Raw genomic sequence first — 24,540 nt, forward strand, 5'->3', positions numbered from 1 at the left:
AGGCGCGCCGCCGCAGACAGTGCACCAGCACGGCAAGGCGGCGCAACAACGCCAGGAGGGGTTTTTGAGTGTCTATTCGGTAGCGCGTGCCATGCGTTCGCTCTTCCAATACACATCGTCGCCGCCGTTCATGCGGTTAAGCACACGCGACAGCACGAACAGCAGGTCGCTCAGGCGGTTGAGGTACTGGCGCGGGGCATCCTTCAGGGGCTCGGCCGCGCCCAGTGCCACCACGGCGCGTTCGGCGCGGCGCGCCACGGTACGGCACACATGGGCCAGCGAGGCGGCGCGCGAGCCGGCCGGCAGGATGAACTCGGCTAGGCGCGGCAGTTTCGCGTTGTGTTCGGCCAGCGCCTCGTCGAGCAGCGCCACCGCCTCGGGCTTGAGCAGCTCAAAGCCCGGGATGGACAGCTCGCCGCCCAGGTTGAAGAGCTGGTGCTGCACCTCCACCAGCAACTCGCGCACACCGGGCGGCAGCTCTTCACAGAGCAGCACGCCGATGTGCGAGTTGAGTTCGTCGACGTCGCCCATGGCATGGACGCGCAGGCTGTCCTTGGATACGCGCGTGTTGTCCCCCAGGCCGGTGGTGCCGTTGTCGCCGGTGCGGGTTGCGATCTGTGAAAGTCTGTTGGCCATGGTGTGCGATGCGCGATGAAGCGCAATGAAGAAAAGTCAATGAAGCAAAGGGACTAATAAGAGACTTAATCGGCAAGCGTTACGTCGGGCAAGAAAATGTGTCGTCGTAGGCCATCATGTGAGTGAGGCAACACCCTGAAAAACCGCTAGCCGCGAGGCGCCGGCTGGGTTGCAATGGCGGCTTGTTCACTCTTTGAAAGACTCCTCGCATGACCATGCACACGACGGCAACATCCCCCGCAAAACATTCAAAACATTCTATTCCCGGCTTCGAGTTGCGCAGCGTGCTGCTGGTGGCCGCATTGGCCGCGGGCGCTGCCGGCGCCGCGCGGGCCCAGACCGCACCCTCTTCGCCGGCCAGCCCCGGCAGCCCGCCCTCCCAGATGGCGCCCTCCGCCACCCCGGGTGCCGTGCCACAGAACCGCACCACGTCCAAGGACGTCGAGGCGGCTTTCAACCGCGCCGACGCCAACAAGGACGGCAAGCTGGACCGCCAGGAGGCCGAACACCTGCCGGCCGTGGCACAGCGTTTCGAGCAGATCGACACCAACCACGACTCCTTTATCTCGCTGGCCGAGCTCACCAAGGCCGCCACGGGCTCCTGACCTCTCGCGGGGTGACCATCGCCCCGCTTTCATGCCCTTCTCCTCTTCTCCCTCGGCCGGGGCCGCGGGGTCTGCGGGGCCGCCTCGGCGGAACATGGCGGAAAGGATGCACACGTCGTAAACTGTGCCACCGATCCGGAGACAACCATGAACGCCCCCCTTCCCCAGCACCTGCTTCCCGAAATCCACCAGCGCGAGACGCCGGCGGCGCTGATTGACGCGCTGAAAGCCCGTTTTGCCGAGCGCTGCTCCACAGCCCTGGTGGTACGCGAGCAGCACGGCCGCGACGAGTCCTCTTTCGCCGCGCCGCCGCCTTCGGCCGTGGTGTTCGCCGAAAGCACGCAGGACGTGGCCGATGCGGTCAAGCTGGCCGGCCAGTACAACGTGCCCGTGATCCCCTTTGGCGTGGGCACGTCGCTGGAAGGCCACCTGCTGGCCGTGCAGGGCGGCATCAGCATCGACGTGAGCCGCATGAACAAGGTGTTGTCCATCAATGCCGAAGACCTGACCGTCACCGTGCAGCCGGGCGTCACGCGCAAGCAGCTCAATGAGGAAGTCAAAAGCACCGGCCTCTTCTTCCCCATAGACCCGGGCGCCGACGCGACCCTGGGCGGCATGAGCGCCACGCGCGCCAGCGGCACGAATGCCGTGCGCTACGGCACCATGCGCGAGAACGTGCTGGCGCTGGAAGTCGTCACCGCCGACGGCAGCGTGATACGCACCGGCACGCGCGCCAAAAAATCATCGGCCGGCTACGACCTGACCCGCCTCATGGTGGGCAGCGAAGGCACGCTGGGCGTGATCACCGAAGTCACCGTGCGGCTTTACCCGTTGCCCGAGGCCATCTCGGCCGCGGTGTGTTCCTTCCCGAGCATCGAGGCGGCCGTGCGCACCACCATCGAGGTGATACAGCTGGGCGTGCCGATCGCGCGCGTGGAGCTCATCGACCACAACACCGTGCGCATGGTGAACGCGCACTCCAAGCTCACGCTGCGCGAGGAGCCCATGCTGCTGATGGAGTTCCACGGTTCTCCCAACAGCGTGAAAGAGCAGGCCGAGCTGGTGCAGGAACTCGCCAGCGGCCACGGCGGCAATGCCTTTGAATGGGCCAGCACGCCGGAAGAGCGCACGCGCCTGTGGACGGCGCGGCACAACGCCTACTTCGCGGCCATCCAGTCGCGGCCCGGCTGCCGCGCGATCTCCACCGACACCTGCGTGCCGATCTCGCGCCTGGCCGACTGCCTGCTCGAATCGGTGGCCGAAGTCGACGCCAGCGGCATCCCCTACTTCCTGGTCGGCCACGTCGGCGACGGCAACTTCCACTTCGGCTACCTGATTGACCCGACCATCCCCAAGGAGCGCGAAGTGGCCGAAGCGCTGAACCACAAGCTGGTGACACGCGCGCTGGCGCTGGAAGGCACGTGCACCGGCGAACACGGCGTGGGCCTGCACAAGATGGACTTCCTGGTGACGGAAACCGGCGACGGCGCGGTCGACATGATGCGCACCATCAAGCGCGCGCTGGACCCGAAGAACATCATGAACCCGGGCAAGATTTTTTCGCTATCCTGAAGCCGCATCACCTCAGCCCCCGGCCTTGAGGCCGGGTTCGGCGAGCGTGAAGAAAAACGTGGCGCCCCGCCCAGGCTCCGAGTGCGCCCACACCCTCCCCCTGTGCCGTGCCACCACGGCGTGGACAATGGCCAGGCCCGCGCCCAGGCCGGGGAATTCGTCCGCCGCGTGCAGCCGCTGGAAGGGCATGAACAGCTTGTCGGCATGGGCCATGTCAAAGCCTACGCCGTTGTCCCGGATCCACCACATCGGCACGCCGGACTCATCCTGGCCGCAGCCGACCTCTATCTCCGAAACGTCGCGGGCGGCGCTGAATTTCCAGGCATTGCCGACCACATGCCACACCACCACCGCCAGCAGGCTGCGGTCGGCGTGCGCGGGCCGTGTGGGCCCGGCAAAAAGCCTCACCCGCCGACCCGGCTCCTGCTCGCGCAGCTGCCTGACCATGGCCTTCACCAGCCCGCTGACATCCACCGTCTGTATCCACAGGCTTCTGCTGGAGACGCGTTCCAGTTCCAGCAAGGCGTCGGCGCAGGCGTCCACCTGCCGGGTGGCGCGCAGGATGCGCTGCATGAGCTTGCGGCCCTGCGCGTCCTTGGTTTCAAGCAGCCGGCGGTCCAGGAGTTCGCCGAAGCTGCCCAGGGAGATCAGGGGCTGCCTGAGGTCGTGGGCCAGCAGGCTCATGAAGGTGTTCAGGCGCTCGTTGGCCGCTTTGAGTTCGGCGGCGCGCTCGTGCACACGCTGCTCCAGGTGCTTGTTGAGCGCGAAGATCTCCGCGCGCGCCAGGATGTTGCGGCTCATCTCCCGCCTGACCGATGCCATCAGCACGACAAACACCGCCACCGCCAGCCCTATGGTGACGAGGAGCGACACCAGCATGGTGGTGCGGCCTTTTTCCAGGGGGCCGGCCTGCTCGTGCCGCAGCGACTGCTGCGCGGTTTCAAGCTCCCGCCCCAGCCGGGAGAGCTCCGCGAACAGCACCACGCTGGCGAAGGAGTCGCCCGCATCGCCGTAGCCGGCCGGCAGCGGCGCGCCCGGTGAGGCGGACAGTGCTTCGGCCGCCACCCGCTGCGCGCGCGCCAGCGAGGCCTTGAGCGCCGCGACATGCTGCTGCTGGTCGGCCGCCATGTGGTCGGCGTGCCCGGTAAAGGCCACCACCGAGCGATAGGTGTAGCTGGCCGATGCCACCAGGACCACCAGCGTGCCGGCCATGGCGAGCACCACCTTGACCTCCAGCGGGGAGAGCTCGGTTTCCACGCTGCTGAGCGAGGTGTCGCGGGCATGCGCGGCGGCGACGGCAAGCCCCAGGGCGGTGAAGGCCAGCGCGGTGTTGACCGCCACGGGCGGCAGCCAGACGTCCGTGACCAGCTCGCTGGCATGCCAGAGGTAGCCCAGCAGGCTGACCGCGCCTATGCTGGCAACCTGGCCGCCGCACACATAGGCCAGCCAACCCGCGTGGCGGCAGCGCACAAAGCCCAACCCCATGCCCAGCATGAAGAATGTCCAGGCGCTGAAGGGCGACATGCGGCCGGGGGCCAGGTTGTAGGCATTGGCCCCGTCGCGAAACAGCAGCTCATCGATCTTCAGGTCGACCGCGAAGAGGTATTCAAACAGCGTGGCCGCGCCGATGGCGCTGACGGCAGCGGCCAGGCCGTAGCCCCAGTAGCGCATTCTTTTCTCATGGCGACGCATACCCACGAGCAGGGCCGCGGCGCACAGGCACAGGCCGACGGCCGTGTTGGGTTTCATCTGGACGGCGCCCGGTATCAGGCTTTTCAGGATGTCCAGCTGCAGCACCCAGCCCAGCAGCGCCACGATACCCATGGCCATGGCCAGGCCCGCGGCAACCAGGACGGTATGCCTCCTGATGTGGCTCAGATCAAAGGTGCGCATGGCGGACCCCATTGCTTCTTCGCCGGTGCGGCCAACTCCGGAGGGACGCCCGAAGACCTGGCCGCGCCCTTGAGCCCAAAGATTAGCACTTTATTACTCAAACATGTTGAATAAATAACACTATTTGGGTATGCCCTTGGTGCCGAAGCGGAAAGGAAAAAGCCCCCTGGAGGGGGCTGCGGCGGAGCGTGAAGGGCCTTTGCCCGGGCGGGCCAGGCGGGCTATTTGTTGCCGCGTAGCCGCTCGATGAGCCCGTTGAGTTCGTCCATGGATGCGAACTGTATGGCCACCTCGCCCATGTCCTCGCGCCGGCCGTTGCGCTTGACCTGCTTCTTGACGCGCACTTCCACGTCGGCCATCAGCAGATCGGCCAGTTCTTCCTCAACGCGGCGGGTGTCGCGCGATTTTTCTTTCGCGGCTTTTTGCGGCTTGAGCGAGAACTCGGCGCTGAGTTTTTTGACCAGGCTTTCGGCCTCGCGCACCGACATTTTTTTGGCCGAGATCTGGTTGGCCGCGGTGATCTGCGCGGCGCGGTCCAGGGCCAGCAGCGCGCGCGCATGGCCCATGTCCAGGTCGCCGGCCATCAGCATGGTCTGTACCGGGTCGGCCAGGTTGAGCAAACGCAGCAGGTTGGAGGCGGCGCTGCGCGAGCGGCCCACGGCCTGCGCGGCGAGTTCGTGCGTGAGACCGAACTCTCTGACCAGGCGCTGCAGGCCCTGCGCTTCTTCAAGCGGGTTGAGGTCTTCGCGCTGGATGTTTTCGATCAGCGCCATGGCGGCGGCCGACTCGTCGGGCACGTCGCGCACCAGCACCGGCACGCTGTCCAGGCCGGCCAGTTTGGCCGCACGGAAGCGCCGCTCGCCGGCGATGATTTCATACTTGCCGTCGTTGGCACCGGAAGTCAGGCGCCGCACCAGGATGGGCTGCATGATGCCCTGCACCTTGATGGATTCGGCAAGCTCGTAGAGCGCGCCCTCGTCCATGCGGGTGCGCGGCTGATACTGGCCGGCGACCATGTCTTCCAGCCGCAGCGAGGCCGGCAGGCCCGGGCTGTTGGCGGTGTTGCTGGCGTTCTCGGCGTCGGTCGCACTTTCGCTGACCTTGGGGCCCAGCAATGCTTCGAGTCCGCGGCCCAGGCCTTTGGGTTTTTTGGTGACCATGGTTTCTATTCCTTCAATTCGTCAATGTTTATGTATGGAGCAGTGTTCAAGGGGGCGTGAGGCTGCCGCCGAGGGACTGCAGCACGCCGCGCCACAGGGCGTCGCGCTCTTCGTAAGGTTGCACGTCCTGCTTGCCGCTGGCCTGCTCCCAGGCCGATGTCATCACCAGCACGATGCCGGTTGAGGGCTGTACATAGACTGTCTGGCCGTGGATGCCCTGCATCGCAAATGTGCGCGACCGCATCGGCATGAGCCAGAACTGGTAGCCGTAGCCAAAGTAGGGCGTGGCCGTGCGCGGCCTGAAGGCCGGCGGCTGGCGCGTCGCGTCGGTGGCGTCCAGCAAATAGTCCGGCGGCAGGACCTGCAGCGCGCCGGGCTTGCCGGTGCTCGTGTCAATCGCGCGGCCGTCATTGGCCAGCAGCTGGCCCAGCCGCGCCCAGTCGCGCAGGCTGGCGTTGAAGGCGCCGTAGGATTGCTCCTGTCCATCGACCGAGACGCGCCAGAAGGCGTCGTGCTCTGCGCCCATGGGTTTCCAGATCCACTCGGTGGTGAGCTCGGACATGTTCTTGCCGGCGGCGGCCGCCACCACGCGGCCCAGCACGTCGGTCTCCGAGCCGGCGTAGACAAATTTTTCACCGGGCGGCGAATGCCGGTCGGTGATGGACTTGAGCACATCCACCGGTTTGCCCGCACCGGGCGCACCGGCGCCGGCACGCGAGAGGCGCGCGATGTCGTCCTTGCCGTCGTAGCGCTCGGTGAAAGTGAGGCCCGAGCTCATGCGCAGCAACTGGCGCAGGGTGGTCGCGCCATAGGGGCTGCCGGCGAGTTCCTTGACGTATTTTTCGGCAGGGTCGTCGAGCGAGGCGATCAGCCCCAGCGAGAGCGCCTTGCCAACCAGCATCGAGGTCACGCTCTTGGCCATGGAGAAGGACAGAAAGCGCGCGTCGTCCTTGCGGCCGTAGCGGTAGTGCTCGGCGACGATCTCGCCGTTTTTCAGCACCAGCAGGCCGGTGGTGCGCTGGCGGTCCAGGTAGTCGGCCAGCGTGTAGTGGGTGTTCTTGTAGCGGTAGCTGATGGACGCGGGGCTGGCCGCGCGCGGCAAGGGGCTGGCCTCAGCGGGGCGCGCCACCGCGCGGACCTGCACCCCGGGCACCTTGTCCATGGCCGACCAGGAGCCGATACGGTAAGGATTGCTGTACCAGGTGCTGGCGTTGCCCAGCGGGTAGCCCTGCGATTTGCCAAGCAGTTCTTCATCGGGCTCGGCATGCAGCGCGGGGCAGGCGAGCGAGGCGGCCAGGGCGGCCACGGCCAGTGCGGTGGACGCCCAATGAGAACGGGAGCGGGCGAAAGAGCGGGGCAAGGGCATGGGTTCTCTTGTTATGAATGGCTGTGTTGGAGAGAAGCAGGCAATGCCTGAAGGCGCTGCAATTTTTCAAACGCCTCGGGCCAGTCGCCCAGGCCGCTGTCGGCATTGAGGTGGCCGCGCGGCCCGGCTTCGACGAACTCGGCGCCCCAGGCCGCCGCGAACCGGCGGGCGCGCTCGGGCGCGCAAAAGGGGTCGTCGCTGCTGCAGAACACCACGGCGGGAAAGGGCAGCTTGCGCAGCGGCACGGGCGCCCAGCCCGGCAGCATCTGGCACACGTCCGCGCGCTCCACGTCGGGCGGCGCGACCAGCAGCGCGGCCTTGACGCGATGGGTGTTGCGCGAGTGCGAAGCCCAGGCGGCGGTCAGCATGCAGCCCAGGCTGTGCGCGACCAGCACGGCCGGCCCGTCGCAGGAAAGCAGCACCTCTTCAAGCCGCGCGCTCCAGTCGCCGCGCAGCGGCCGCATCCAGTCGTGCTGCTCGACCCGCGTATAGCCGTGCGCATTCTCCCAGCGGCTTTGCCAGTGGCCGGGGCCGCTGTTTTGCCAGCCGGGGAGTATCAAGACATTGCGGGGGTTCATGGCGCGCGGAGGTCGATTGCTACTGTATTGATAGCTACAAATCGCCTGTTCATGCGGATTTCAGCCAATCCTGATTACATCGCCTTGATGCGGTCGACCATCTCTTCGGCGAAGGTGATGAAAGCCTGCGCGCCCCTGGAGGACGGGTCGAACACCACGCCGGGCAGGCCGTAGCTGGGCGCTTCGGCCAGGCGCACATTGCGCGGGATCACGGTGTTGAAGACCTTGTCGGCGAAATGCTCCTTGAGCTGGTCGCTGACCTGCTGCTGCAGGGTGATGCGCGGGTCGAACATCACGCGCAGCAAGCCGATGATCTGCAAATCCTTGTTGAGGTTGGCGTGCACCTGCTTGATGGTGTTGACCAGGTCGGTCAGGCCTTCGAGCGCGAAGTACTCGCACTGCATGGGCACGATCACGCCGTGCGCGCAGCACAGGCCGTTGAGCGTGAGCATGCTGAGGGACGGCGGGCAGTCGATGAGCACGAAGTCGTACTGGCTGTCGACTTCGGCCAGCGCGAGCTTGAGGCGCTTTTCGCGGCGCTCGACATCGACCAGCTCGACCTCGGCGCCGGCCAGTTCGCGGTTCGCGCCCAGCACGTCGTAGCCGCATTTCTCGCTGCGCACCCGCGCCTCGGCCACCGAGGCAGATTCGAGCAGCACGTCGTAGACCGTCATCTCGAGCTGGCGCTTGTCCACACCCGAACCCATGGTGGCATTGCCCTGCGGGTCCAGGTCGATCATCAACACCCGCTGGCCGACTTTTGCCAGCCCCGCCGCCAGATTCACCGTGGTGGTGGTCTTGCCCACCCCGCCCTTTTGGTTGGCAATGCAGAATATTTTGGCCATGTGTGCTTTTAGTTTTTGTTCGGAAGAGGACGCGAAATGCGATGACGGCTTATTTGGAGACCGCGAGCTTGAGGCCGAAGCCGATCAGGAAAATGCCGGCCAGCTTGTTCAGGATCGCCGTGATTTTCGGGTTGGCGCGTATGCGCTCGGCCAGGTGGTAGGTGATCATCACCGAGCACAGGCCGTACAGGAAAGTCAGCCCGGCAATCGTGGCCGCCATCACGGCAAAGGTCTTCAGGCCCTGGTGCTGGGCCGGGTCCACAAACAACGGGAAGAAGGCCATGTAAAAAACAATGGCCTTGGGATTCAGCAAGGTGATCAGGGTGGCCTGCTGGAAGTAGTGGCGGGGCTTGATGTTCAGCAGGGGTGCGTCACCAGGTTTGGCCACCAGCATCTTGATGCCCAGCCAGGCCAGATAAATGGCACCGGCCCACTGGACGATGTGGAAAGCCGTCGGGTAAGCCGCCATGATGGCCGACACACCGGCCACCGCCGCCCAGAGCAAAACCTGGTCGCCGGCGATCACACCAAGGGTCGCGCCCAGGCCGCCGGCAATGCCGCCCTTGCTGGTCGAAGTGATCAGCGCGAGGTTGCCCGGGCCGGGAATCAGCAAAAACACAATGATGGCGACGACAAAAGCACCGTAGTCGGCGATGCCGACAAATGAGCCCAACATGGAGGTTCTCCAGAAAGTAGAGAAAAGAAAGAGGAACCGAGTTTACGACAGGGGTGTGCCGCCCAAATGCCAAATCGGCCAATCAGGGCCGATTCCGTGTTTGGGACGGTTTCTTTTTGTGCCCGAACAACGGGTCGGGTGGCATTGCCCTCTCCCAGCCCCCCCTCAACCGGGCTCAGGGAGCAGTCTTTTTGCGCATCCAGACAATGCAGCGCTCGGCATTCAGCCCTGGAACCTGCAGCTGTTCCACGTGAAACACCTCGGCGCCGGCCGGCAAGGCGGCGATTTCCTCCGCCGGATGTTTGCCTTTGAGCGCCATCCAGACACCTTGGGGCGCCAGGGCATCGACAGACCAATTGCTGAAATCAGCCAGCGAGGCGAAGGCCCGGGAGCAGATCACCTCAAACGGCGTGGCAATGGTTTCGACCCGGGCATGCAATCCCGAGAGATTGGGCAACTTGAGCGCCAGCGCCGCCTGCTTGATAAAGGCGGCTTTTTTGGCGACCGTGTCCACACAGGTGACGGCCACTTCCGGGCAGCAGATCGCAATCACCACACCCGGAAGGCCGGCGCCCGAACCCACATCCAGCAGACGGGCGCCCTGCCCCAGCCCGGCTTTTTGCAGGTGGCGCCGCAGCGGAAGCACCGCGGCTAGGCTGTCCAGCAGGTGGTGGGTCAACATTTCGGCCGGGTCGCGCACCGCCGTCAGGTTGTAGACCTTGGTCCATTTCCCGATCAGGTCCTGGTAATCCAGCAACTGGCCAACCTGGGCATCACCCAGGTCCAGCTGCAGCGCCTTCAGGCCGGCGCGCAAATCCTGTTCACCGGCCCGCATCAGGCTTTGGCTTTTTCGTTGGCGGCGCCAGCTGCCTGGAGCGGAACCGTGTTTTTCCACAGGTTCTTTTTCAGGTGCACCAGCAGCAGGGAGACGGTGGCCGGTGTGATGCCCGAGATGCGCGAAGCCATTCCCAGGGTTTCAGGCCTGTGCTTTGCCAGGGTCTGGCGCGCCTCAAAACTCAAGGCCGAAACCTGCAGGTAGTCCAGGTCGGCCGGCAGCTTGAGATTTTCATAGTGGGCGGCGCGCTCGACTTCGGTCTTCTGCAGGTCGATGTAGCCGGCGTACTTGGCGGTGATTTCGATCTGCTCGATCACACTTTTGGCCAGGTCGTCGCTGGCCGCGGCCTCGGCCGCCAGTTCGGGGTTGGCGTACTTACCCTCCTCCAGCGACATCAGCCCGGCGTAGTTCACGTCGGGGCGGCGCAGCAGGTCCAGCAGGTTGTACTCGCGCTCAATCGACTTGCCCAGCACACGCTCGGCCTCGGCCGCCGGCAGGTTGTTGGGGTTGACCCAGATGCCGCGAAGCCGGGCTGTTTCACGTGAAACCGTGTCGCGCTTGCGGTTGAAGGCGTCCCAGCGGGCGTCGTCGACCAGGCCCAGCTCCCGGCCTTTTTCGGTCAGGCGCATGTCGGCGTTGTCCTCGCGCAGCATCAGGCGGAACTCCGCCCGGCTGGTGAACATGCGGTAAGGCTCGGTCACACCCTTGGTGATCAGGTCGTCGACCAGCACGCCGAGGTAGGCCTCGTCGCGCTTGGGCAGCCAGGCATCCTTGCCCTGGCATTGCAGCGCGGCATTGATGCCGGCGAACAAGCCCTGGGCCGCCGCCTCTTCATAACCAGTCGTCCCATTGATCTGCCCGGCGAAAAACAGGCCGCCAATCGCCCGGGTTTCAAAGCTCGACTTGAGCGCCCGCGGGTCGAAGTAGTCGTACTCGATGGCATAGCCGGGCCGCAGGATGTGGGCGTTTTCCATGCCGGCCATGGAGCGCACCAGGTCATATTGGATGTCGAAAGGCAGGCTGGTCGAGATGCCGTTGGGGTAGATCTCGTGGGTGGTCAGGCCCTCGGGCTCCAGGAAAATCTGGTGGCTGTCCTTGTCGGCGAAGCGGTTGATCTTGTCTTCCACGCTAGGGCAGTAGCGCGGACCGACACCGTCAATCTTGCCGGTGAACATGGGGCTGCGGTCAAAACCGGAGCGGATGATCTCGTGGGTGCGCTCGTTGGTATGGGTGATCCAGCACGGCACCTGGCGTGGATGGGCGATGTTGCTGCCCATAAAACTGAACACCGGGACCGGCCCTTCAATGCCGCCGGGCATGCCGTCGCCCGGCTGCTCGATGCATTTGCTGAAGTCAATCGTGCGGCCGTCTATGCGCGGCGGCGTGCCGGTTTTGAGCCGGCCCTGCGGCAGCTTGAGCTCCTTGAGCCGGCTGGACAGCGACACCGCCGGCGGGTCGCCCGCACGGCCCGCCGAGTAATTGTTGAGGCCCACATGGATCTTGCCGTCCAGGAAAGTCCCGGCCGTCAGCACCACGGTGCGCGAGCGGAACTTGATGCCGACCTGGGTGACGGCGCCGACCACGCGGTCGCCCTCCACCATCAGGTCGTCGACGGCCTGCTGGAACAGCCAGAGATTGGGCTGGTTCTCCAGCCTGCGGCGTATCGCCGCCTTGTACAGAATGCGGTCGGCCTGGGCCCGGGTGGCGCGCACGGCGGGGCCCTTGGAGCTGTTCAGGATGCGGAACTGGATGCCGCCTTCGTCGGTGGCCAGCGCCATCGCGCCGCCCAGGGCGTCCACTTCCTTGACCAGATGGCCTTTGCCGATGCCGCCTATCGAGGGGTTGCAGCTCATCTGGCCGAGCGTCTCGATGTTGTGCGAGAGCAGCAAGGTCTTGCAGCCCATGCGGGCCGAAGCCAGGGCGGCCTCGGTGCCGGCATGGCCGCCGCCGACCACGATCACGTCAAATTCTTGGGGGTAAAACATATCCAACCTTCAGGCCTCTCGGCCGCTACTGACTATTAACTCTCGATCAATTCGGTGGCCAAACCCATGCCGCGCGCCACCTGCGCCTGGCGCCGGTCGGCCGTGACGAACAGGTCCACGCGGCTGGCCAGCGCGCTGCCCACATGCAGGGCGTCCATGCCGCGCAAAGGCCCCTGCTCCATCGCGGCAAAAGCAAAGCGCTCGACATGCGCGTCCAGCGGCACCAGCGTCATGTCGGCCACGTCGCGCTGCGCCGCCGCCCAGGCCCGGTCAAATTCCGGCGCCGGCAGGCTGCCGTCACGCCGGCGCCGCAGCAGCGCCGAAGCCACCTCGGTCTTGCAATGCGCCGCGACCAGCAGCTCGCTGGCGGCCTCGAACAACATCAGCACCCGGTCGCGCCCGGCTTCGCTGGCGTAGCGTTTGGTCAACGCCGAGGCGTCGAACATCAGCCGCGCGTCGCCGTCGCGCGCCACCACCCGGGTGGCGGAAACCGCCTGCGGCGCATAAGCGGCTTGCGCCCTCTTTACCATGGTGATTCATTCCGCTCGTCCAGCACCGCCTGCGACAGCGACACGCCGGGCGGCAGGACCACGGGTTCAAACGGCTTTTTCCAGTTCGGTACCTTGGCGGCGTCGTCTTCGGCCTTCAGGGGCACGAGTTCAGCCACCGGCTTGCCGTGCCGGAGTATGCGGACAGTTTCACCCTGCTCCACCAGGTCGATCATGGCGGAGGCATTGGCGCGAAACTCACTAAGTGCGATGGTATGCATTTTGTACAAATCTCAATGTTTTGTACATTTTAGCGGGTTGTGCTTGCAAAGCGCTCCGCAGGCAGTTTTTCACCTTGCGGCCTGTGGTGAAATCGGACGATGAACGCCCCCCAAAAACTTCTGATCTTCGCCGGCAGCACCCGCCAGAATTCCTACAACCGCAAGCTGGCCCATGTCGCGGCCGCCTTGGCGCGTGCCAGCGGCGCCGAAGTCACCCATATCGAACTGGCGGACTTCGACATTCCCATGTACAACGCCGACCTCGAGGCCAAGGGCACACCGCCCGACGTCATGAAGCTCAAGCAGATCATGTACGAGCACCCGGCCTGGATCATCTGCTCGCCTGAATACAACGGCAGCTACACCGCGCTGCTGAAAAACACCGTCGACTGGGTGTCCAGCCCCGTCAAGAGCGACCCGGCCTGGCACGAGGGCTTCAAGTCCTTCAGCGGCAAGGTGGTGGGCGTGCTTAGCGCCTCGCCCGGCGCGCTGGGCGGCCTGCGTTCGCAAAGCCACCTGGTGCCGCTGCTGCTCAACGCGCAGTGCTGGGTCGCGCCCAAGGCCTTTGCCCTGAGCCGCGCCGGCGACGCCTTTGATGCCGAAGGCAAACTGGTCAACGAGGCCAGCCTCAAGAACGTGCAGGCCGTGATCGACCAGGTGCTGTTCGCCAGCGCCCGGCTGGCGGCCTGACACCACCTCATATATAGAGGGTGCGGCGGCGAGGCCCCTGTGCGCGAGGGCTCATCACGCCGCGCCGTCCAGCAGGCGCAGGCCCACCATGCCGGCCACGACAAATGCCACGCACAGCAGGCGCAGCGGCGTGGCGCTTTCGCCCATCCAGAGGATGCCGATCACGGTCACGCCGACCGAGCCTATGCCGGTCCAGATCGCGTAAGCCGTGCCCACGGGCAAGGTCTTGACGGCATGCGTCAAAAAGAAAATGCTGGCGCCCGCCGCGGCCACGCCCAGCACACTGGGCCAGAGCCGGGTCCAACCCTGGGAAGATTTGAGGAGCAAGGCCATCGCGATTTCGACAATGCTTGCGGCGAGTAGATAAAACCAGGCCATTGGGAGTCTTTCTTGGGAACGGGGTTGAAGGGTTAAAGGTGGAAGAGCCGCCAGCTTAGGTTTACGATTACCCATAGGCAAGTACGCACCTTTTGGTAACCATGACAATTCCCGACACGCCCGACACCGATTCCTCCACTGTGTTTAGCCAGGCCTGCCCTTCGCGCCAGGCGCTGGAGCTGGTCGCCAGCAAATGGGCGCTGCTGGTGATCCCGGCACTGGCCGGCGGCCCGGTGCGCAACAACGAACTGATGCGCAAGATCGAAGGCATCTCGCAAAAAATGCTGACGCAGACCCTCAAGGAACTGGTGCGCAACGGCCTGGTGCTGCGCTTTGACCGCCAGACCGTGCCGCCTCATGTGGAATACCAGCTCAGCGCGCTGGGCGAATCCCTCAGCGAAACCCTGATCCCGCTGGACAACTGGGCCGAGCGCAACCACCAGAAGCTCAAGGCCGCGCGCGAACGTTTCGACGCATCTTTCAACTAGCCCGCGCAGCGCGGCAGGGTTAGCCTCATTAGCGGAATCACGTAGCGCGGCGGCGCGAGTACGGTCCTATATTGGGCCCAAGACAACGACCGGGAGACAGACACATGAAACACACGAACACGCGCCGCGGTGCACTGCAATTCGGCCTCAAGGCCGGCGGCGTCATCGCCGCGGCCTCAGCCTTTCCGGGCTTGCTGCACGCGCAGGCCGGCTGGCCCAGCAAACCGATACGCCTGCTCGTGCCCTTCGCGCCCGGCGGCAGCTCTGAAATCGTCGCGCGCTCGGCCGCCAATGAATTGACCAAAAGCCTGGGCCAGACCGTCTTCGTCGAGAACAAGCCCGGCGCCAGCGGCAACATCGCGATGCAGGAATGCGCGGCCTCCACCGACGGCCACACCATCATCCTGGGCCACATCGGCACCATGGCGGTCAACCCCTTCATCTTCGACAAGCTGCCCTTCGACACCAACAAGGACTTCAAGCCCATCTCGCTGCTGGCCAAGGTGCCCAGCCTCTACGTGATCAATTCCAGCGTGCCCGCCAACAACCTCAAGGAGTTCATCGCGCTGGCCAAGGCCAGGCCCGGCCAGCTCAATTACGGTTCGGCCGGCAACGGCAGCGCCGGCCACCTGGCCTTTGAATACCTGAAGATGGCCACCGGCATCTTCGTGCTGCATGTGCCCTACCGCGGCACCGGCCCGCAGCTCACCGACCTGCTGGCCGGCCGGCTCGAAGCCGCCAGCGTGGGCGCGCCCGCCATCCTGGCCCACATCAAGTCCGGCAAGCTGCGCTGCATCGCCACCGGCACCAAGGAGCGCCTGCCCCAGCTGCCCGACGTGCCCACGGTCGCCGAAAGCGGCTACCCGGGTTTTGAGATGACGCAGTGGTACGGCCTGAACGCGCCCTCCAACATGCCGCAGGCCAACATAGACCGCATCGCCGAAGCTTGCAACAAGGCCATGCGCAACCCGCAGGCCACCGAACGCCTGCGTGGCGACACGGCCCAGCCCGTCGGCGACACGCCGGCGCAGTACGGCGCCTTCATCAAGACCGAGCAGGCGCGCTGGAAGCTGGTCGCCGACCGGGCGAAAATCAAGCCTGATTAAGCCCCCACTTCCCAAGCCCAAACAGAAGCGAGCACCATGAACTGCCGCCCCGGCTGCGGCGCCTGCTGCATCGCGCCCTCCATCAGCTCCGCCATCCCCGGCATGCCGCAAGGCAAACCGGCCGGTGTGCGCTGCGTGCAGCTTGATGAAGGCAACCGCTGCCGGATCTTCGGCCGGCCCGAGCGGCCCGCCGTCTGCGGCCAGCTCATGGCCTCGGCCGAGATGTGCGGCAGCGATGCGGGCGCCGCCATGCTCTGGCTGGGCCGGCTCGAAAGCGATACGCGGCCCGGTCCGCGCTAACCCGCGCTAAGGCGACACATTGCCCAGCGCCTCCAGCCGCGCGGCCGAGACAATCTCTATGCGCCGGTAGCGCAGCGCAATGGCGCCCTGCTCCACCATGGCCTTGAGCTCCACCGACAGCGTCTGCCGGCTGATGCCCAGCATCATGGCCAGCGCCTCCTGCGACACCGGCACCGCCGGCCTGGCCTTGGGCGCCATGGTGGCGTCGCCGCGCGCCAGCAGCAGCAGGCGGCGCGCCACGCGCGCGCGGGTCGAGCGCAGCGCCGCGTCCTCCACCATGCCGTAGAGCGAGCGCACGCGCGCCGCCAGCAGCCCCGCCACCGCCCGCGCGAAGGGCGCGCCCTCCATCAGCGCGGCAAAAGCGGCTTGCGGCACCACCAGCACCTCGGCCGCCGACAGCGCCGTGGCATCGTGGGTGCGCGGCTCGCCGTCCATCAGCGAGATCTCGCCAATCCAGTTGCCCGCCTCCAGCACCACCAGGATGGCCTCGCGCCCGTCCTCGCGCAGCGAGGAGATCTTGAGCTGCCCGCCCAGCAGGCCGTAAAAACCGCCGGGCGCATCACCCTGGCGAAACAGCATCTCGCCGGGCCGCAGGCGCAGCAGTTCGGCCGAGCCGAGCAAGGCCTGCCGGTCGGCCAGCGGCAGCGCGCCAAACCAGGGGTTGGCCGACATGCGGTCCATCAATGAAGAAGGCGAGGCTGTCGCGGGAACGATAGGCATGCGGCCAATTGTCAAATTTTTGACAGTTCGCCGTCAAGCGCGGACGTATCGTGCACCTGAGTTCAGTCAAAGCATTACCCCGGAGACAAACCCCATGCATATCCCCTCCCTCAAGGAAGTCGTCAGCGCCGAAGAATGGCAGCTGCGCTGCGACCTCGCCGCCTGCTACCGCCTGGTCGCGCTCTACGGCTGGAGCGACCTGGTCTTCACCCACATCAGCGTCAAACTGCCCGAGTCGGTGTCGGGCGCCGGCAACCATCACTTCCTGATCAATCCCTACGGCCTGATGTTCGACGAGATCACGGCCTCCAGCCTGGTCAAGGTCGACGGCCAGTGCAACAAGGTGATTGACTCGCCCTTCCCGGTCAACCCGGCCGGCTTTGTGATCCACAGCGCGGTGCATGAGGCGCGCGCCGATGCCGGCTGCGTGCTGCACACCCACACGCGCGCCGGCGTGGCCGTGAGCGCCCAGCAGTGCGGCGTGCTGCCCATCAGCCAGCAATCGACCTTTGTGCTGGCCTCCCTCGCGTACCACGCCTACGAGGGCGTGGCCTTTCGCGACGAGGAAAAGCCGCGCCTGCAGGCGGACCTGGGCAAGGCCAATTTCCTGATGCTGCGCAACCACGGCCTGCTGGTCGTGGGCAAGACGATTGCCGACGCGTTTCTGAGCATGTACACCTTCGAGAACACCTGCCGCATCCAGCTCGATGCCCAGGCGGGCGGCCCGCTGACCGAGGTCAACCCGCTGATCGTCAAAGGCGTGGCCGAAGCCATGCGCGTGCAGACCGGCGGCATGGGCGGGGCCTTTGTCTGGCCCTCGCTGATCCGCAAGCTCGACAAGCTTGACGAAAGCTACAAGTCATGAACGGCTCCCCCATCGTCGCGCAGCTGCTGGTGGCGGCCCTGGCCCTGGTCATGCTGGGCCTGGGCCTGACGCTCAAGGTCGAGGACTTCACCCGCCTGCTCAAATACCCCAAGGCCGTGGTGGTGGCGCTGGTGCTGCAGGTCATCGTGCTGCCCGTGGCCTGCTACGCCATCATCGTGCTGCTCAATGTGCCGCCGCTGTTCGCCGTGGGCCTGATGCTGCTGGCGGCCTCGCCCGGCGGCATCTCGGCCAACCTGTTCAGCCACCTGTTCGGCGGCAACGTCGCGATGAACATCTCGCTGACCGCCATCAACACCCTGCTGTCCATCGTCACCATGCCGCTGATCGCCAACTGGGCCATCAACACCTTCGCCAAGACCGGCCAGGTGGTGCCGCTGCAGTTCGGCAAGGTGGTGGAGGTCATCCTCATCGTGCTGGTGCCCGTGGCCATAGGCATGTGGCTGCGCACCGTCAGGCCCGGCTGGGCCGCGCGCAGCGAGAACCCCACCAAGGTCTTCAGCATCATCGTGCTGGTCGTGGTGGCCGTGGGCGCCATCGTCAAGGAGTGGCAGGCGCTGAGCGGCGGCTTCGCGGCCATAGGCCCGGCCGTGCTGGCCTTCAACCTCGTGAGCCTGCTGGCCGGTTATTACGTATCGCGGGCGACGGGACTGGACAAGCCGATCTCCACCGCCATCAGCTATGAGATCGGCATCCACAACGCAACCCTGGCCATCTTCATCGCGCTGGCCGTGCTGAACAACTTCCAGCTGGCCCTGCCCGCGGCCATCTACTCCTTCAGCATGTATGTCACGGCCACGCTGTTCGGGCTGCTGGTGCTCAAGCGAAAGAGCCGGCCGGTGCCGGCCGTGCAGCCGCAGTGAGCCTGGCGGCCTAGGCGTTCACCACGGTCAGCAGGGGCGGCGCCTGGGACGCGCCGGGCGGGCGCGGCGGCATGTCGCCCTCCTCTACCGTCAGTTCCTTGCGGGTCATGCGCACGTCGCCGAAGATGGTGGCGAAGGCCACGTCCTTGGCGTCGCGCCCCGTGCCCACGCGCACCAGCCGGTCTATGGGTGCCATGCGCGTCGGGTCGAAAATCACCCAGCGGCCCTCCAGCCAGGCTTCAAACACCGCATGGAAATCCTGCGGCGGTTCCTCGAAGTGCACATAGCCCACCACCAGCCGCGCCGGGATGTTCAGGGCCCGGCAGAAGGTGATCCCCAGATGGGCGAAATCGCGGCACACACCCGCGCGCTGCACAAACACCTCCTGCGCCGAGGTCGTGGAGTCGCTGAAGCCTGGGAAGTAGTTGATGGACTCGTGGATCCAGCTCTCGATGGCGCGCACCCGGCCGATGCCGGGCGGCAGCTGGCCGAACAGCTGCTGCGCCGCGCGGCTCATCACGTCGGACTCGCAATAGCGGCTGGGCATCAGGTAGCGCAGCACGTCGTCGGGCACGCCGGTCACCGGCGTTTCTTCCAGGTGCAGCGGGACGGGCGCGGGATGCAGTTCCACGCGCGTGCGGTAGTTGACCGACAGCAGCCCCTTGGGCGCATCCAGGCGTATGAAGCGGTTGCCGCTGCGCTCGTCGCAGAAGTTGCGCACCTTCATGCTGGGCGTGATGGTCAGGCGCTCCTCCACCACATGGTGGCCTTCGTGGAAAGCCGTCTCGATATTGAACAGAAAGTGCGCGGGGCTGCCGACTTCGTATTCCAGCAGGGATTCAATCAGGGCGGTGTGCATGGGTCAACCCTGGGGCCGTCACAGCCGGGTCCGGTGGTCGGGGCTGCCGCGGCGCGGCTGGGCAAACCAGTTCTGGCAGGTCACAAACACAATGCGCGCGGCGCGTTCCAGCACGTCGGCCGAAGGCTGGGCGCGCCGGCGCGCGCGCAGCCGGTTCACCAGCAGGAATTCGGCAATGCTGGCCTGGAAGGTGATTTTGCGTTTCGCGACGGGCTCGGGCGGCTGCGACGGCGCGCGCGCTCCCGACCACGGATGAAACAGCCGCTGCCGAAAGCGCGACGCCAGCGATGCCGGCGGCACGGGGGCGCGATCCACTTTTTGTGGCGTCATCTACTTGAGGACCTTTTTCACCGCGCCCACGCCCAGGGCGGCCAGCAGCAGGAAGATGACCGCCAGGATCAGGAACAGCCCAAACAGGATCTTGGCGATGCCGGCGGCGCCCGCCGCCACGCCGCCGAAGCCGAGGGCGCCGGCAATCAGTGAAATCAGCGCAAAAATAATCGCGTACTTGAGCATCTTGGCCTCCTGTGGAAGGGGTGGCGGCCCGGCACATGCGCGAACGGGCATGCCGGCCGGGGGCCGGGGTCTGTGCGCCGCGACAAAGCGCCGCGGCCAGTCTCCATGCTAAAAGTGCGCCAGTCCCTGCCCCATCAGCAGCACCCGCCAGGCGCTGTAGGACAAGGGCGCGGCGGTACCGGCCTGCTATATTTTCAGCAGCACAATAGCCCCAAGGCACGGGGGCTACGAGGTTTACTTGCCGAACAGGCTGCGGAAGCCCTCACCCACGCGGTCGCCCAGGTTGGCGCCGGCGCCGGTGCCCACGCCGGGCAGCAGCGCCGTGCCTATGGCCGCGCCCAGCAGGGCCGAGCGCGACAGCGTCACTTCGGGGTTGTCCAGCGTGCCGCCCACCGTCAAAGGCACGCCCACCGCGCCGCCTATGGCGCTGCCCAGTTTGCTGTCGCCGGCCACGCTCACGCTGACGCGCCCGCTCAGCGCCTTGGCCGGCGAGATGGCGACATTGCCGGTCGCGCTCAGCGCGCCCGAACTCGCCACCAGGTTGGTCAGCTGCGCCGACTTGCCCTGGGTGCTGACCTGCCCGGCCAGGGTGTCCAGCGCGGTCTGGCCGCCGCGGCTCAGGCCTATGGTCCTCACCGCCTTGGCCAGGTCCAGCCCGTTGAGCACCGCATTGCGCACCGTGAAAGTGGTCTGGGTCTGCAGCGCCTCCACCAGCGCGCCCGTGGTCGCGGCCCGCGCGTGCAGCGTGGTGGAGGCTTCCAGCCGGCCCGTCAGCGATTTGCTGGGCGCGGTCAGCGCCGACACCTCGACGTCTTTTGTCTGCAGCTTGCCCTGCAGCTCCAGTTCCTCCCGCGCGGCCGTCGCGGGCACTTTCTTCAGGCCCAGCTTGCCCTCGACCTTGCCGCCACCCACATCCACGCGCAAGGCCCATTCGTCGCCCACGGCGCCGGCCTTGGGTTCCTCGCGCTTCAAGTTGGCTTCCAGGCCCTGCAGGTTGCCCTTGACCAGTTTGAGCGAGACGCTGTCCGGCAGGCCGTCGTCGCCCAGCGCGGCTTCGGCATTCACCGTGGTGCGCGCGCCCGCGGCGCTGATCCAGGTCACCTCGTCCAGCACGGTGCGGCGCGGCAGCCAGTCCATGGGGGCCTGCCCTGGCGGCGTGGAAGGCGCGGCGGCTGCAGCCTGCGCCGGGGTTTTTTTCTTTTGCAGCAGGAGCAGCACCGCGTCAATGCCCTGCTGCGGCAGCACTGCCTTGCGCACCAGCAGGGTTGCCACAGCCAGTTTTCCCGTCAGCAGCGGCTGCCAGCGCGGCCGCACTTCCAGGCGCTCCAAGGTGATCGGCGGCTTGCTTTTGACGGAGATGCCGCTCAGCGCCACCGCCGGCAGCGGCCAGACGTCCACGGCGACCCGGTCCAGCGCCACCGGCACGCCCAGCGCGGCCGAAGCCTCGCGCTCCATGCGCTGGCGGAAATCATCGGTGCTGACCCAGCGGTGCAGCGTGAAGGCCACCACGGCCAGCAACACCATCAAACCCAGGGCCAGGAACACCAGCCATTTGAAAACTTTTGCCATGCGGCTATTGTGGCGCGCCCATGGCCCGCTCCCCCAGCAAAAATCCGCCGATGCGGCTAGCATCGGATGCTCTGCAACATTCCCGCCACACCCCAAAGGACGAGACACCATGAAGCTTTATTACTCTCCCGGCGCCTGTTCGCTGTCCACCCACATCGCACTGCATGAGTCCGGCCTGAAGTTCGAACACGTGCTGGCGCCCACCAAGACCCACCAGCTCGAAGACGGCACCGACTACTACACCATCAACCCGCTGGGCTATGTGCCCCTGCTGGAGCTCGACGACGGCACGCGCATCGCCGAAGGCCCGGCCATCGTGCAGTACATCGCCGACCAGGTGCCCGAGAAAAAACTCGCGCCGGCCAACGGCACGCTGGAGCGCTACAAGCTGCAGTCCTGGCTGACCTTTATCGGCATGGAGCTGCACCGCGGCTTCACCCCGCTGTTCAACGCCGCCACGCCGGCCGACTACAAGACCATCGTCATCGACAAGCTGATGTCGCGCCTGAAGTGGGTGGACGGCCAGCTCGCCGGCAAGCAGTACCTCATGGGCGACGCCTTCAGCGTGGCGGATCCCTATCTTTTTACCGTCTGCAACTGGGCGCCGCGCGTCGGCGTGGATATTTCGGGCTTTGCCAATCTCGCCGCGTTTCGTGAGCGCATTGCTGCGCGGCCTTCGGTGCAGGTCGCCATGAAGCATGAGGGGTTGACTAAATAGCACCCCCGTCCAGGCTCACTGCGTGTAGCCTGTTCCCCCCTCAAGGGGGCGGCGCCTGCGGCCCGGCAAAGCCGGTTCCGCGGCCCCCGCTGGTTTTGCCCGTGGGCTCCAAATACCACGGATTTAGCAACCCGTGTTGGGCAAGCCAATCGAAACAGGGCCAAACTGGCCCTGTTTTCATTCAGCCCTTCAGGATCCAAGCCATGCCCACCTTATTCGACTCCAACAAAGCCGGTGACCTCGTCCTTGCCAACCGCATCGTCATGGCGCCGCTCACGCGCAACCGCTCGCCCAATGCCGTGCCGCCGGCCATCGCGCGGACTTACTACGCCCAGCGCGCCAGCGCCGGCCTGCTGATCACCGAAGCCACGGCCATCAGCCACCAGGGCCAGGGCTATTCGGATGTGCCGGGCCTCTACGGCAGCGAGCAGCTGGACAGCTGGAAAAAAGTCACCCATGCCGTGCATGACAAAGGCGGCAAGATCGTCGTGCAGCTGTGGCACGTGGGCCGCGTCTCGCACAACAAGCTGCAACCCGACGGCGGCAAGCCGGTCGCGCCCTCGGCCATCACCGCCAAAACAAAAACGGTGCTGATCGAAAACGGCGTGCCGACTTTTGTCGACACCTCGGAGCCGCGCGCGCTCGACCTCGGGGAAATCCCCGGCATCGTGCACACCTTCGCGGCCGCGGCGCGCAACGCGGTCGAGACCGCCGGTTTTGACGGCGTGGAAATCCACGGCGCCAACGGTTACCTGCTGGACCAGTTCCTCAAAGACGGCAGCAACCAGCGCCGCGACGACTACGGCGGCAGCATCGAAAACCGCGCCCGCCTGCTATTGGAAGTCACGCGCGCCGTGACCGACGCGGTCGGCGGCGGCCGCACCGGCATACGCCTGTCGCCCGTCACCCCCGCCAACGACGTGCATGACAGCAAGCCCCAGGCCTTGTTTGAATACGTAGTCAAGCAGCTCGCCAGCCTGAACCTGGCCTATGTCCACATCATCGAGGGCGCCACCGGCGGGCCGCGTGAAATTGACGACCGGCCCTTCGACTACCCGGCGCTCAAGGCGGCCTATCGCAAGGCCGGCGGCAAGGGCGCCTGGATGGTCAACAACGGCTATGACCAGGACCTCGCTGAAAAGGCCGTGGCCGACGGCGCCGACCTGGTGGCCTTCGGCAAGCCCTACATCGCCAACCCCGACCTGGTGGAACGCCTGCGCGCCAGGGCACCGCTCAACACGCCCGACAAGAACACCTTTTACGGCGGCGGCGAAAAAGGCTACACCGACTACCCGACGCTGCCCGCCTGAGTGCCGCGGGCCTGCGCCGCCAGGGCCAGGCCCTGGCGCGCGGCCTCTTGCGGGTCGGCCGCCAGCGTCACCGCGCTGACCACCGCCACCCCGTCCACGCCGCAGGCCAGCACGCCCGGCATCAGCGCCAGCGAAATGCCGCCTATGGCGACCACGGGATAGGGCGCGGCGTCCCGCGCCCATGACTTCAGGCGCTCCAGGCCCACGGGCTCATAAGGCATGACCTTGAGCGTGGTCGGGTAGATCGGGCCTATCGCGAGGTAAGAGGGTTGCACCGCCTTGGCGCGTGCCAGTTCGGCCGGCGTGTGCGTGCTCAGGCCCAGGCGCACGCCGGCTTTGCACAGGGCTGCAATGTCGGCCGTGTCCAGGTCTTCCTGGCCCAGGTGCACGCCGTAAGCGCCGGCCTCCAGCGCCAGCTCCCAGTGGTCGTTGATGAACACCTGCGCGCCCGGCACCTCGCGCCCGGCCGCCACCGCGGTGCGCACCTCCCACGCGATCTCGTCAGCATCGTGGTCCGCCGCCTTGATGCGCAGCTGGATGGTGCGCACGCCCCAGCCCAGCAGGCGCCGCACCCAGGCGGCGTCGGGCACGACAGGGTAAAAACCAATGGGGCCGGTGAGCGGCTTAAAGGAATTCATAACGGCCTCAAGAGGAATGCCAGAAGGGAACACCGACTGTCGGCGTCGAAGCCTGCGCCGCCGCGCGCTCAGGCATGGGTGTGGATTCGTACGCGGCGCGGCCGGCCGCCACGCCGTCGGCAAAAGCGCGCGCCATGCGCACCGGGTCGCCGGCTTGCGCCACCGCGGTGTTCAGCAGCACGGCGTCAAAGCCCAGCTCCATGACCTGCGCGGCATGCGAGGGCCGGCCCAGGCCGGCATCGACCACCAGCACCGCATCGGGCAGGCGCCGCCGCATGGTTTCCAGCGCGTAAGGGTTGAGCGGCCCGCGGCCCGTGCCTATCGGCGCGGCCCAGGGCATCACCGCCGCGCAGCCCGCCGCATGCAGGCGCTGCGCCATCACCAGGTCGTCGGTGGTGTAGGCGAACACGGAAAAGCCCTCTTTCACCAGCGTGGTCGCGGCTTGCAGCGTGGCCACCGTGTCGGGCTGCAGCGTGTAGTCGTCGCCTATGACCTCCAGCTTGATCCAGGGCGTGCCGAAAATCTCGCGCGCCATCTGCGCCAGCGTGACCGCCTCCTCGGCGTTGTGGCAGGCCGCCGTAT

Annotated in this window: 29 protein-coding genes; 10 read left to right on the top strand and 19 right to left on the bottom strand. The window is 66.2% G+C overall.

Annotated elements, in window-relative coordinates; translation table 11 throughout:
- Nucleotides 1-72 precede the first annotated feature (72 nt).
- Complete coding sequence (locus PMI15_RS08430; protein ID WP_007866717.1) at nucleotides 73-636, bottom strand: cob(I)yrinic acid a,c-diamide adenosyltransferase; 564 nt, start codon at nucleotides 634-636, stop codon at nucleotides 73-75.
- Nucleotides 637-845: 209 nt separating this feature from the next.
- Between PMI15_RS08430 and PMI15_RS08435 the strand changes: the two genes are divergently transcribed.
- The gene (locus PMI15_RS08435) at nucleotides 846-1,241 is read left to right on the top strand and encodes an acid-shock protein (RefSeq protein WP_007866720.1); all 396 of its coding nucleotides are present in this window, start codon (nucleotides 846-848) and stop codon (nucleotides 1,239-1,241) included.
- A gap of 147 nt (nucleotides 1,242-1,388) precedes the next feature.
- Nucleotides 1,389-2,813: an FAD-binding oxidoreductase gene (locus PMI15_RS08440; protein WP_007866724.1), complete on the top strand. Its 1,425-nt coding sequence runs from the start codon at nucleotides 1,389-1,391 to the stop codon at nucleotides 2,811-2,813.
- A gap of 12 nt (nucleotides 2,814-2,825) precedes the next feature.
- Here the strand turns inward: PMI15_RS08440 and PMI15_RS23990 are convergent, their stop codons facing one another.
- From PMI15_RS23990 to PMI15_RS08490, 10 genes are all read right to left on the bottom strand, one after another.
- On the bottom strand, nucleotides 2,826-4,706 hold the full coding sequence (locus PMI15_RS23990) for an ATP-binding protein (RefSeq protein WP_007866727.1): 1,881 nt from the start codon (nucleotides 4,704-4,706) through the stop codon (nucleotides 2,826-2,828).
- Between the two features lie 221 nt (nucleotides 4,707-4,927).
- Nucleotides 4,928-5,866: a ParB/RepB/Spo0J family partition protein gene (locus PMI15_RS08450; RefSeq protein WP_007866731.1), complete on the bottom strand. Its 939-nt coding sequence runs from the start codon at nucleotides 5,864-5,866 to the stop codon at nucleotides 4,928-4,930.
- Nucleotides 5,867-5,912: 46 nt separating this feature from the next.
- Complete coding sequence (locus tag PMI15_RS08455) at nucleotides 5,913-7,232, bottom strand: serine hydrolase (RefSeq protein ID WP_007866734.1); 1,320 nt, start codon at nucleotides 7,230-7,232, stop codon at nucleotides 5,913-5,915.
- 11 nt (nucleotides 7,233-7,243) lie between these two features.
- A complete protein-coding gene (locus tag PMI15_RS08460; RefSeq protein WP_007866735.1) occupies nucleotides 7,244-7,810 on the bottom strand; it encodes an alpha/beta hydrolase in 567 nt (188 codons plus the stop codon).
- Between the two features lie 74 nt (nucleotides 7,811-7,884).
- The gene (locus PMI15_RS08465; RefSeq protein WP_007866738.1) at nucleotides 7,885-8,655 is read right to left on the bottom strand and encodes a ParA family protein; all 771 of its coding nucleotides are present in this window, start codon (nucleotides 8,653-8,655) and stop codon (nucleotides 7,885-7,887) included.
- Between the two features lie 49 nt (nucleotides 8,656-8,704).
- Nucleotides 8,705-9,331, bottom strand: a complete 627-nt coding sequence (locus tag PMI15_RS08470; RefSeq protein ID WP_007866740.1) for a LysE family transporter — start codon at nucleotides 9,329-9,331, stop codon at nucleotides 8,705-8,707.
- A gap of 175 nt (nucleotides 9,332-9,506) precedes the next feature.
- Nucleotides 9,507-10,166 carry a 16S rRNA (guanine(527)-N(7))-methyltransferase RsmG gene (gene rsmG, locus PMI15_RS08475; protein ID WP_007866742.1) on the bottom strand — a complete coding sequence of 220 codons (660 nt, stop codon included), beginning with the start codon at nucleotides 10,164-10,166 and terminating at the stop codon, nucleotides 9,507-9,509.
- Nucleotides 10,166-12,151 carry a tRNA uridine-5-carboxymethylaminomethyl(34) synthesis enzyme MnmG gene (gene mnmG, locus PMI15_RS08480; protein ID WP_007866745.1) on the bottom strand — a complete coding sequence of 662 codons (1,986 nt, stop codon included), beginning with the start codon at nucleotides 12,149-12,151 and terminating at the stop codon, nucleotides 10,166-10,168. The genes rsmG and mnmG overlap by 1 nt, the downstream gene beginning before the upstream one ends.
- Nucleotides 12,152-12,186: 35 nt before the next feature.
- A complete protein-coding gene (locus PMI15_RS08485) occupies nucleotides 12,187-12,681 on the bottom strand; it encodes a type II toxin-antitoxin system VapC family toxin (RefSeq protein WP_007866751.1) in 495 nt (164 codons plus the stop codon).
- Nucleotides 12,675-12,920: a type II toxin-antitoxin system Phd/YefM family antitoxin gene (locus PMI15_RS08490; protein WP_007866754.1), complete on the bottom strand. Its 246-nt coding sequence runs from the start codon at nucleotides 12,918-12,920 to the stop codon at nucleotides 12,675-12,677. Before PMI15_RS08490 ends, PMI15_RS08485 begins: the two co-directional genes overlap by 7 nt.
- Before the next feature lie 99 nt (nucleotides 12,921-13,019).
- Here PMI15_RS08490 and PMI15_RS08495 point away from each other — a divergent pair, with 99 nt between their 5' ends.
- Nucleotides 13,020-13,610 carry an NADPH-dependent FMN reductase gene (locus tag PMI15_RS08495; RefSeq protein WP_007866756.1) on the top strand — a complete coding sequence of 197 codons (591 nt, stop codon included), beginning with the start codon at nucleotides 13,020-13,022 and terminating at the stop codon, nucleotides 13,608-13,610.
- 54 nt (nucleotides 13,611-13,664) lie between these two features.
- Here the strand turns inward: PMI15_RS08495 and PMI15_RS08500 are convergent, their stop codons facing one another.
- Nucleotides 13,665-13,988, bottom strand: coding sequence for a multidrug efflux SMR transporter (locus tag PMI15_RS08500; protein ID WP_007866759.1), 324 nt, complete (start codon nucleotides 13,986-13,988; stop codon nucleotides 13,665-13,667).
- Between the two features lie 101 nt (nucleotides 13,989-14,089).
- On the opposite strand from PMI15_RS08500, the gene PMI15_RS08505 reads away from it, so the two are divergent.
- The 3 genes from PMI15_RS08505 (at nucleotide 14,090) to PMI15_RS08515 (ending at nucleotide 15,882) form a co-directional block, all read left to right on the top strand.
- Nucleotides 14,090-14,476, top strand: a complete 387-nt coding sequence (locus tag PMI15_RS08505; RefSeq protein ID WP_007866762.1) for a helix-turn-helix domain-containing protein — start codon at nucleotides 14,090-14,092, stop codon at nucleotides 14,474-14,476.
- Nucleotides 14,477-14,580: 104 nt separating this feature from the next.
- Nucleotides 14,581-15,582 carry a tripartite tricarboxylate transporter substrate binding protein gene (locus PMI15_RS08510; RefSeq protein ID WP_007866765.1) on the top strand — a complete coding sequence of 334 codons (1,002 nt, stop codon included), beginning with the start codon at nucleotides 14,581-14,583 and terminating at the stop codon, nucleotides 15,580-15,582.
- Nucleotides 15,583-15,618: 36 nt separating this feature from the next.
- The gene (locus PMI15_RS08515; RefSeq protein WP_007866769.1) at nucleotides 15,619-15,882 is read left to right on the top strand and encodes a YkgJ family cysteine cluster protein; all 264 of its coding nucleotides are present in this window, start codon (nucleotides 15,619-15,621) and stop codon (nucleotides 15,880-15,882) included.
- A 6-nt stretch (nucleotides 15,883-15,888) separates the two neighbouring features.
- Here PMI15_RS08515 and PMI15_RS08520 read toward each other — a convergent pair whose 3' ends face one another.
- A complete protein-coding gene (locus PMI15_RS08520) occupies nucleotides 15,889-16,602 on the bottom strand; it encodes a Crp/Fnr family transcriptional regulator (RefSeq protein ID WP_036838097.1) in 714 nt (237 codons plus the stop codon).
- A gap of 94 nt (nucleotides 16,603-16,696) precedes the next feature.
- Here PMI15_RS08520 and PMI15_RS08525 point away from each other — a divergent pair, with 94 nt between their 5' ends.
- Both PMI15_RS08525 and PMI15_RS08530 read left to right on the top strand, forming a co-directional pair.
- The gene (locus PMI15_RS08525) at nucleotides 16,697-17,467 is read left to right on the top strand and encodes a class II aldolase/adducin family protein (RefSeq protein ID WP_007866774.1); all 771 of its coding nucleotides are present in this window, start codon (nucleotides 16,697-16,699) and stop codon (nucleotides 17,465-17,467) included.
- Nucleotides 17,464-18,348 (top strand): bile acid:sodium symporter family protein, encoded by an 885-nt coding sequence (locus PMI15_RS08530; RefSeq protein ID WP_007866777.1) that lies wholly within the window; start codon nucleotides 17,464-17,466, stop codon nucleotides 18,346-18,348. The genes PMI15_RS08525 and PMI15_RS08530 overlap by 4 nt, the downstream gene beginning before the upstream one ends.
- A 10-nt stretch (nucleotides 18,349-18,358) precedes the next feature.
- Here the strand turns inward: PMI15_RS08530 and PMI15_RS08535 are convergent, their stop codons facing one another.
- The 4 genes from PMI15_RS08535 to PMI15_RS08550 form a co-directional block, all read right to left on the bottom strand.
- Nucleotides 18,359-19,207, bottom strand: coding sequence for a transglutaminase family protein (locus PMI15_RS08535; RefSeq protein WP_007866779.1), 849 nt, complete (start codon nucleotides 19,205-19,207; stop codon nucleotides 18,359-18,361).
- Between the two features lie 18 nt (nucleotides 19,208-19,225).
- Entirely contained in the window at nucleotides 19,226-19,537 is a 312-nt protein-coding gene (locus PMI15_RS08540) for a hypothetical protein (protein WP_007866782.1), read from the bottom strand.
- Nucleotides 19,538-19,723 carry a DUF1328 family protein gene (locus PMI15_RS08545; RefSeq protein WP_007866784.1) on the bottom strand — a complete coding sequence of 62 codons (186 nt, stop codon included), beginning with the start codon at nucleotides 19,721-19,723 and terminating at the stop codon, nucleotides 19,538-19,540.
- Between the two features lie 234 nt (nucleotides 19,724-19,957).
- Nucleotides 19,958-21,292, bottom strand: a complete 1,335-nt coding sequence (locus tag PMI15_RS08550; protein WP_007866787.1) for an AsmA family protein — start codon at nucleotides 21,290-21,292, stop codon at nucleotides 19,958-19,960.
- Between the two features lie 109 nt (nucleotides 21,293-21,401).
- Here PMI15_RS08550 and gstA point away from each other — a divergent pair, with 109 nt between their 5' ends.
- Entirely contained in the window at nucleotides 21,402-22,010 is a 609-nt protein-coding gene (gene gstA, locus PMI15_RS08555; RefSeq protein WP_007866790.1) for a glutathione transferase GstA, read from the top strand.
- Nucleotides 22,011-22,213: 203 nt separating this feature from the next.
- Nucleotides 22,214-23,320, top strand: a complete 1,107-nt coding sequence (locus PMI15_RS08560; protein ID WP_007866793.1) for an alkene reductase — start codon at nucleotides 22,214-22,216, stop codon at nucleotides 23,318-23,320.
- On the opposite strand, the gene thiE is transcribed toward PMI15_RS08560, so the two are convergent.
- Both thiE and PMI15_RS08570 read right to left on the bottom strand, forming a co-directional pair.
- Nucleotides 23,299-23,958, bottom strand: a complete 660-nt coding sequence (thiE, locus tag PMI15_RS08565) for a thiamine phosphate synthase (RefSeq protein ID WP_007866797.1) — start codon at nucleotides 23,956-23,958, stop codon at nucleotides 23,299-23,301. The genes PMI15_RS08560 and thiE overlap by 22 nt on opposite strands.
- A gap of 7 nt (nucleotides 23,959-23,965) precedes the next feature.
- Nucleotides 23,966-24,540 (bottom strand): thiazole synthase (locus PMI15_RS08570; RefSeq protein WP_007866800.1); only part of this gene is annotated, 575 nt, incomplete at its 5' end.

It is taken from the genome of Polaromonas sp. CF318 (genome assembly GCF_000282655.1).
Classification (GTDB): domain Bacteria; phylum Pseudomonadota; class Gammaproteobacteria; order Burkholderiales; family Burkholderiaceae_C; genus Polaromonas.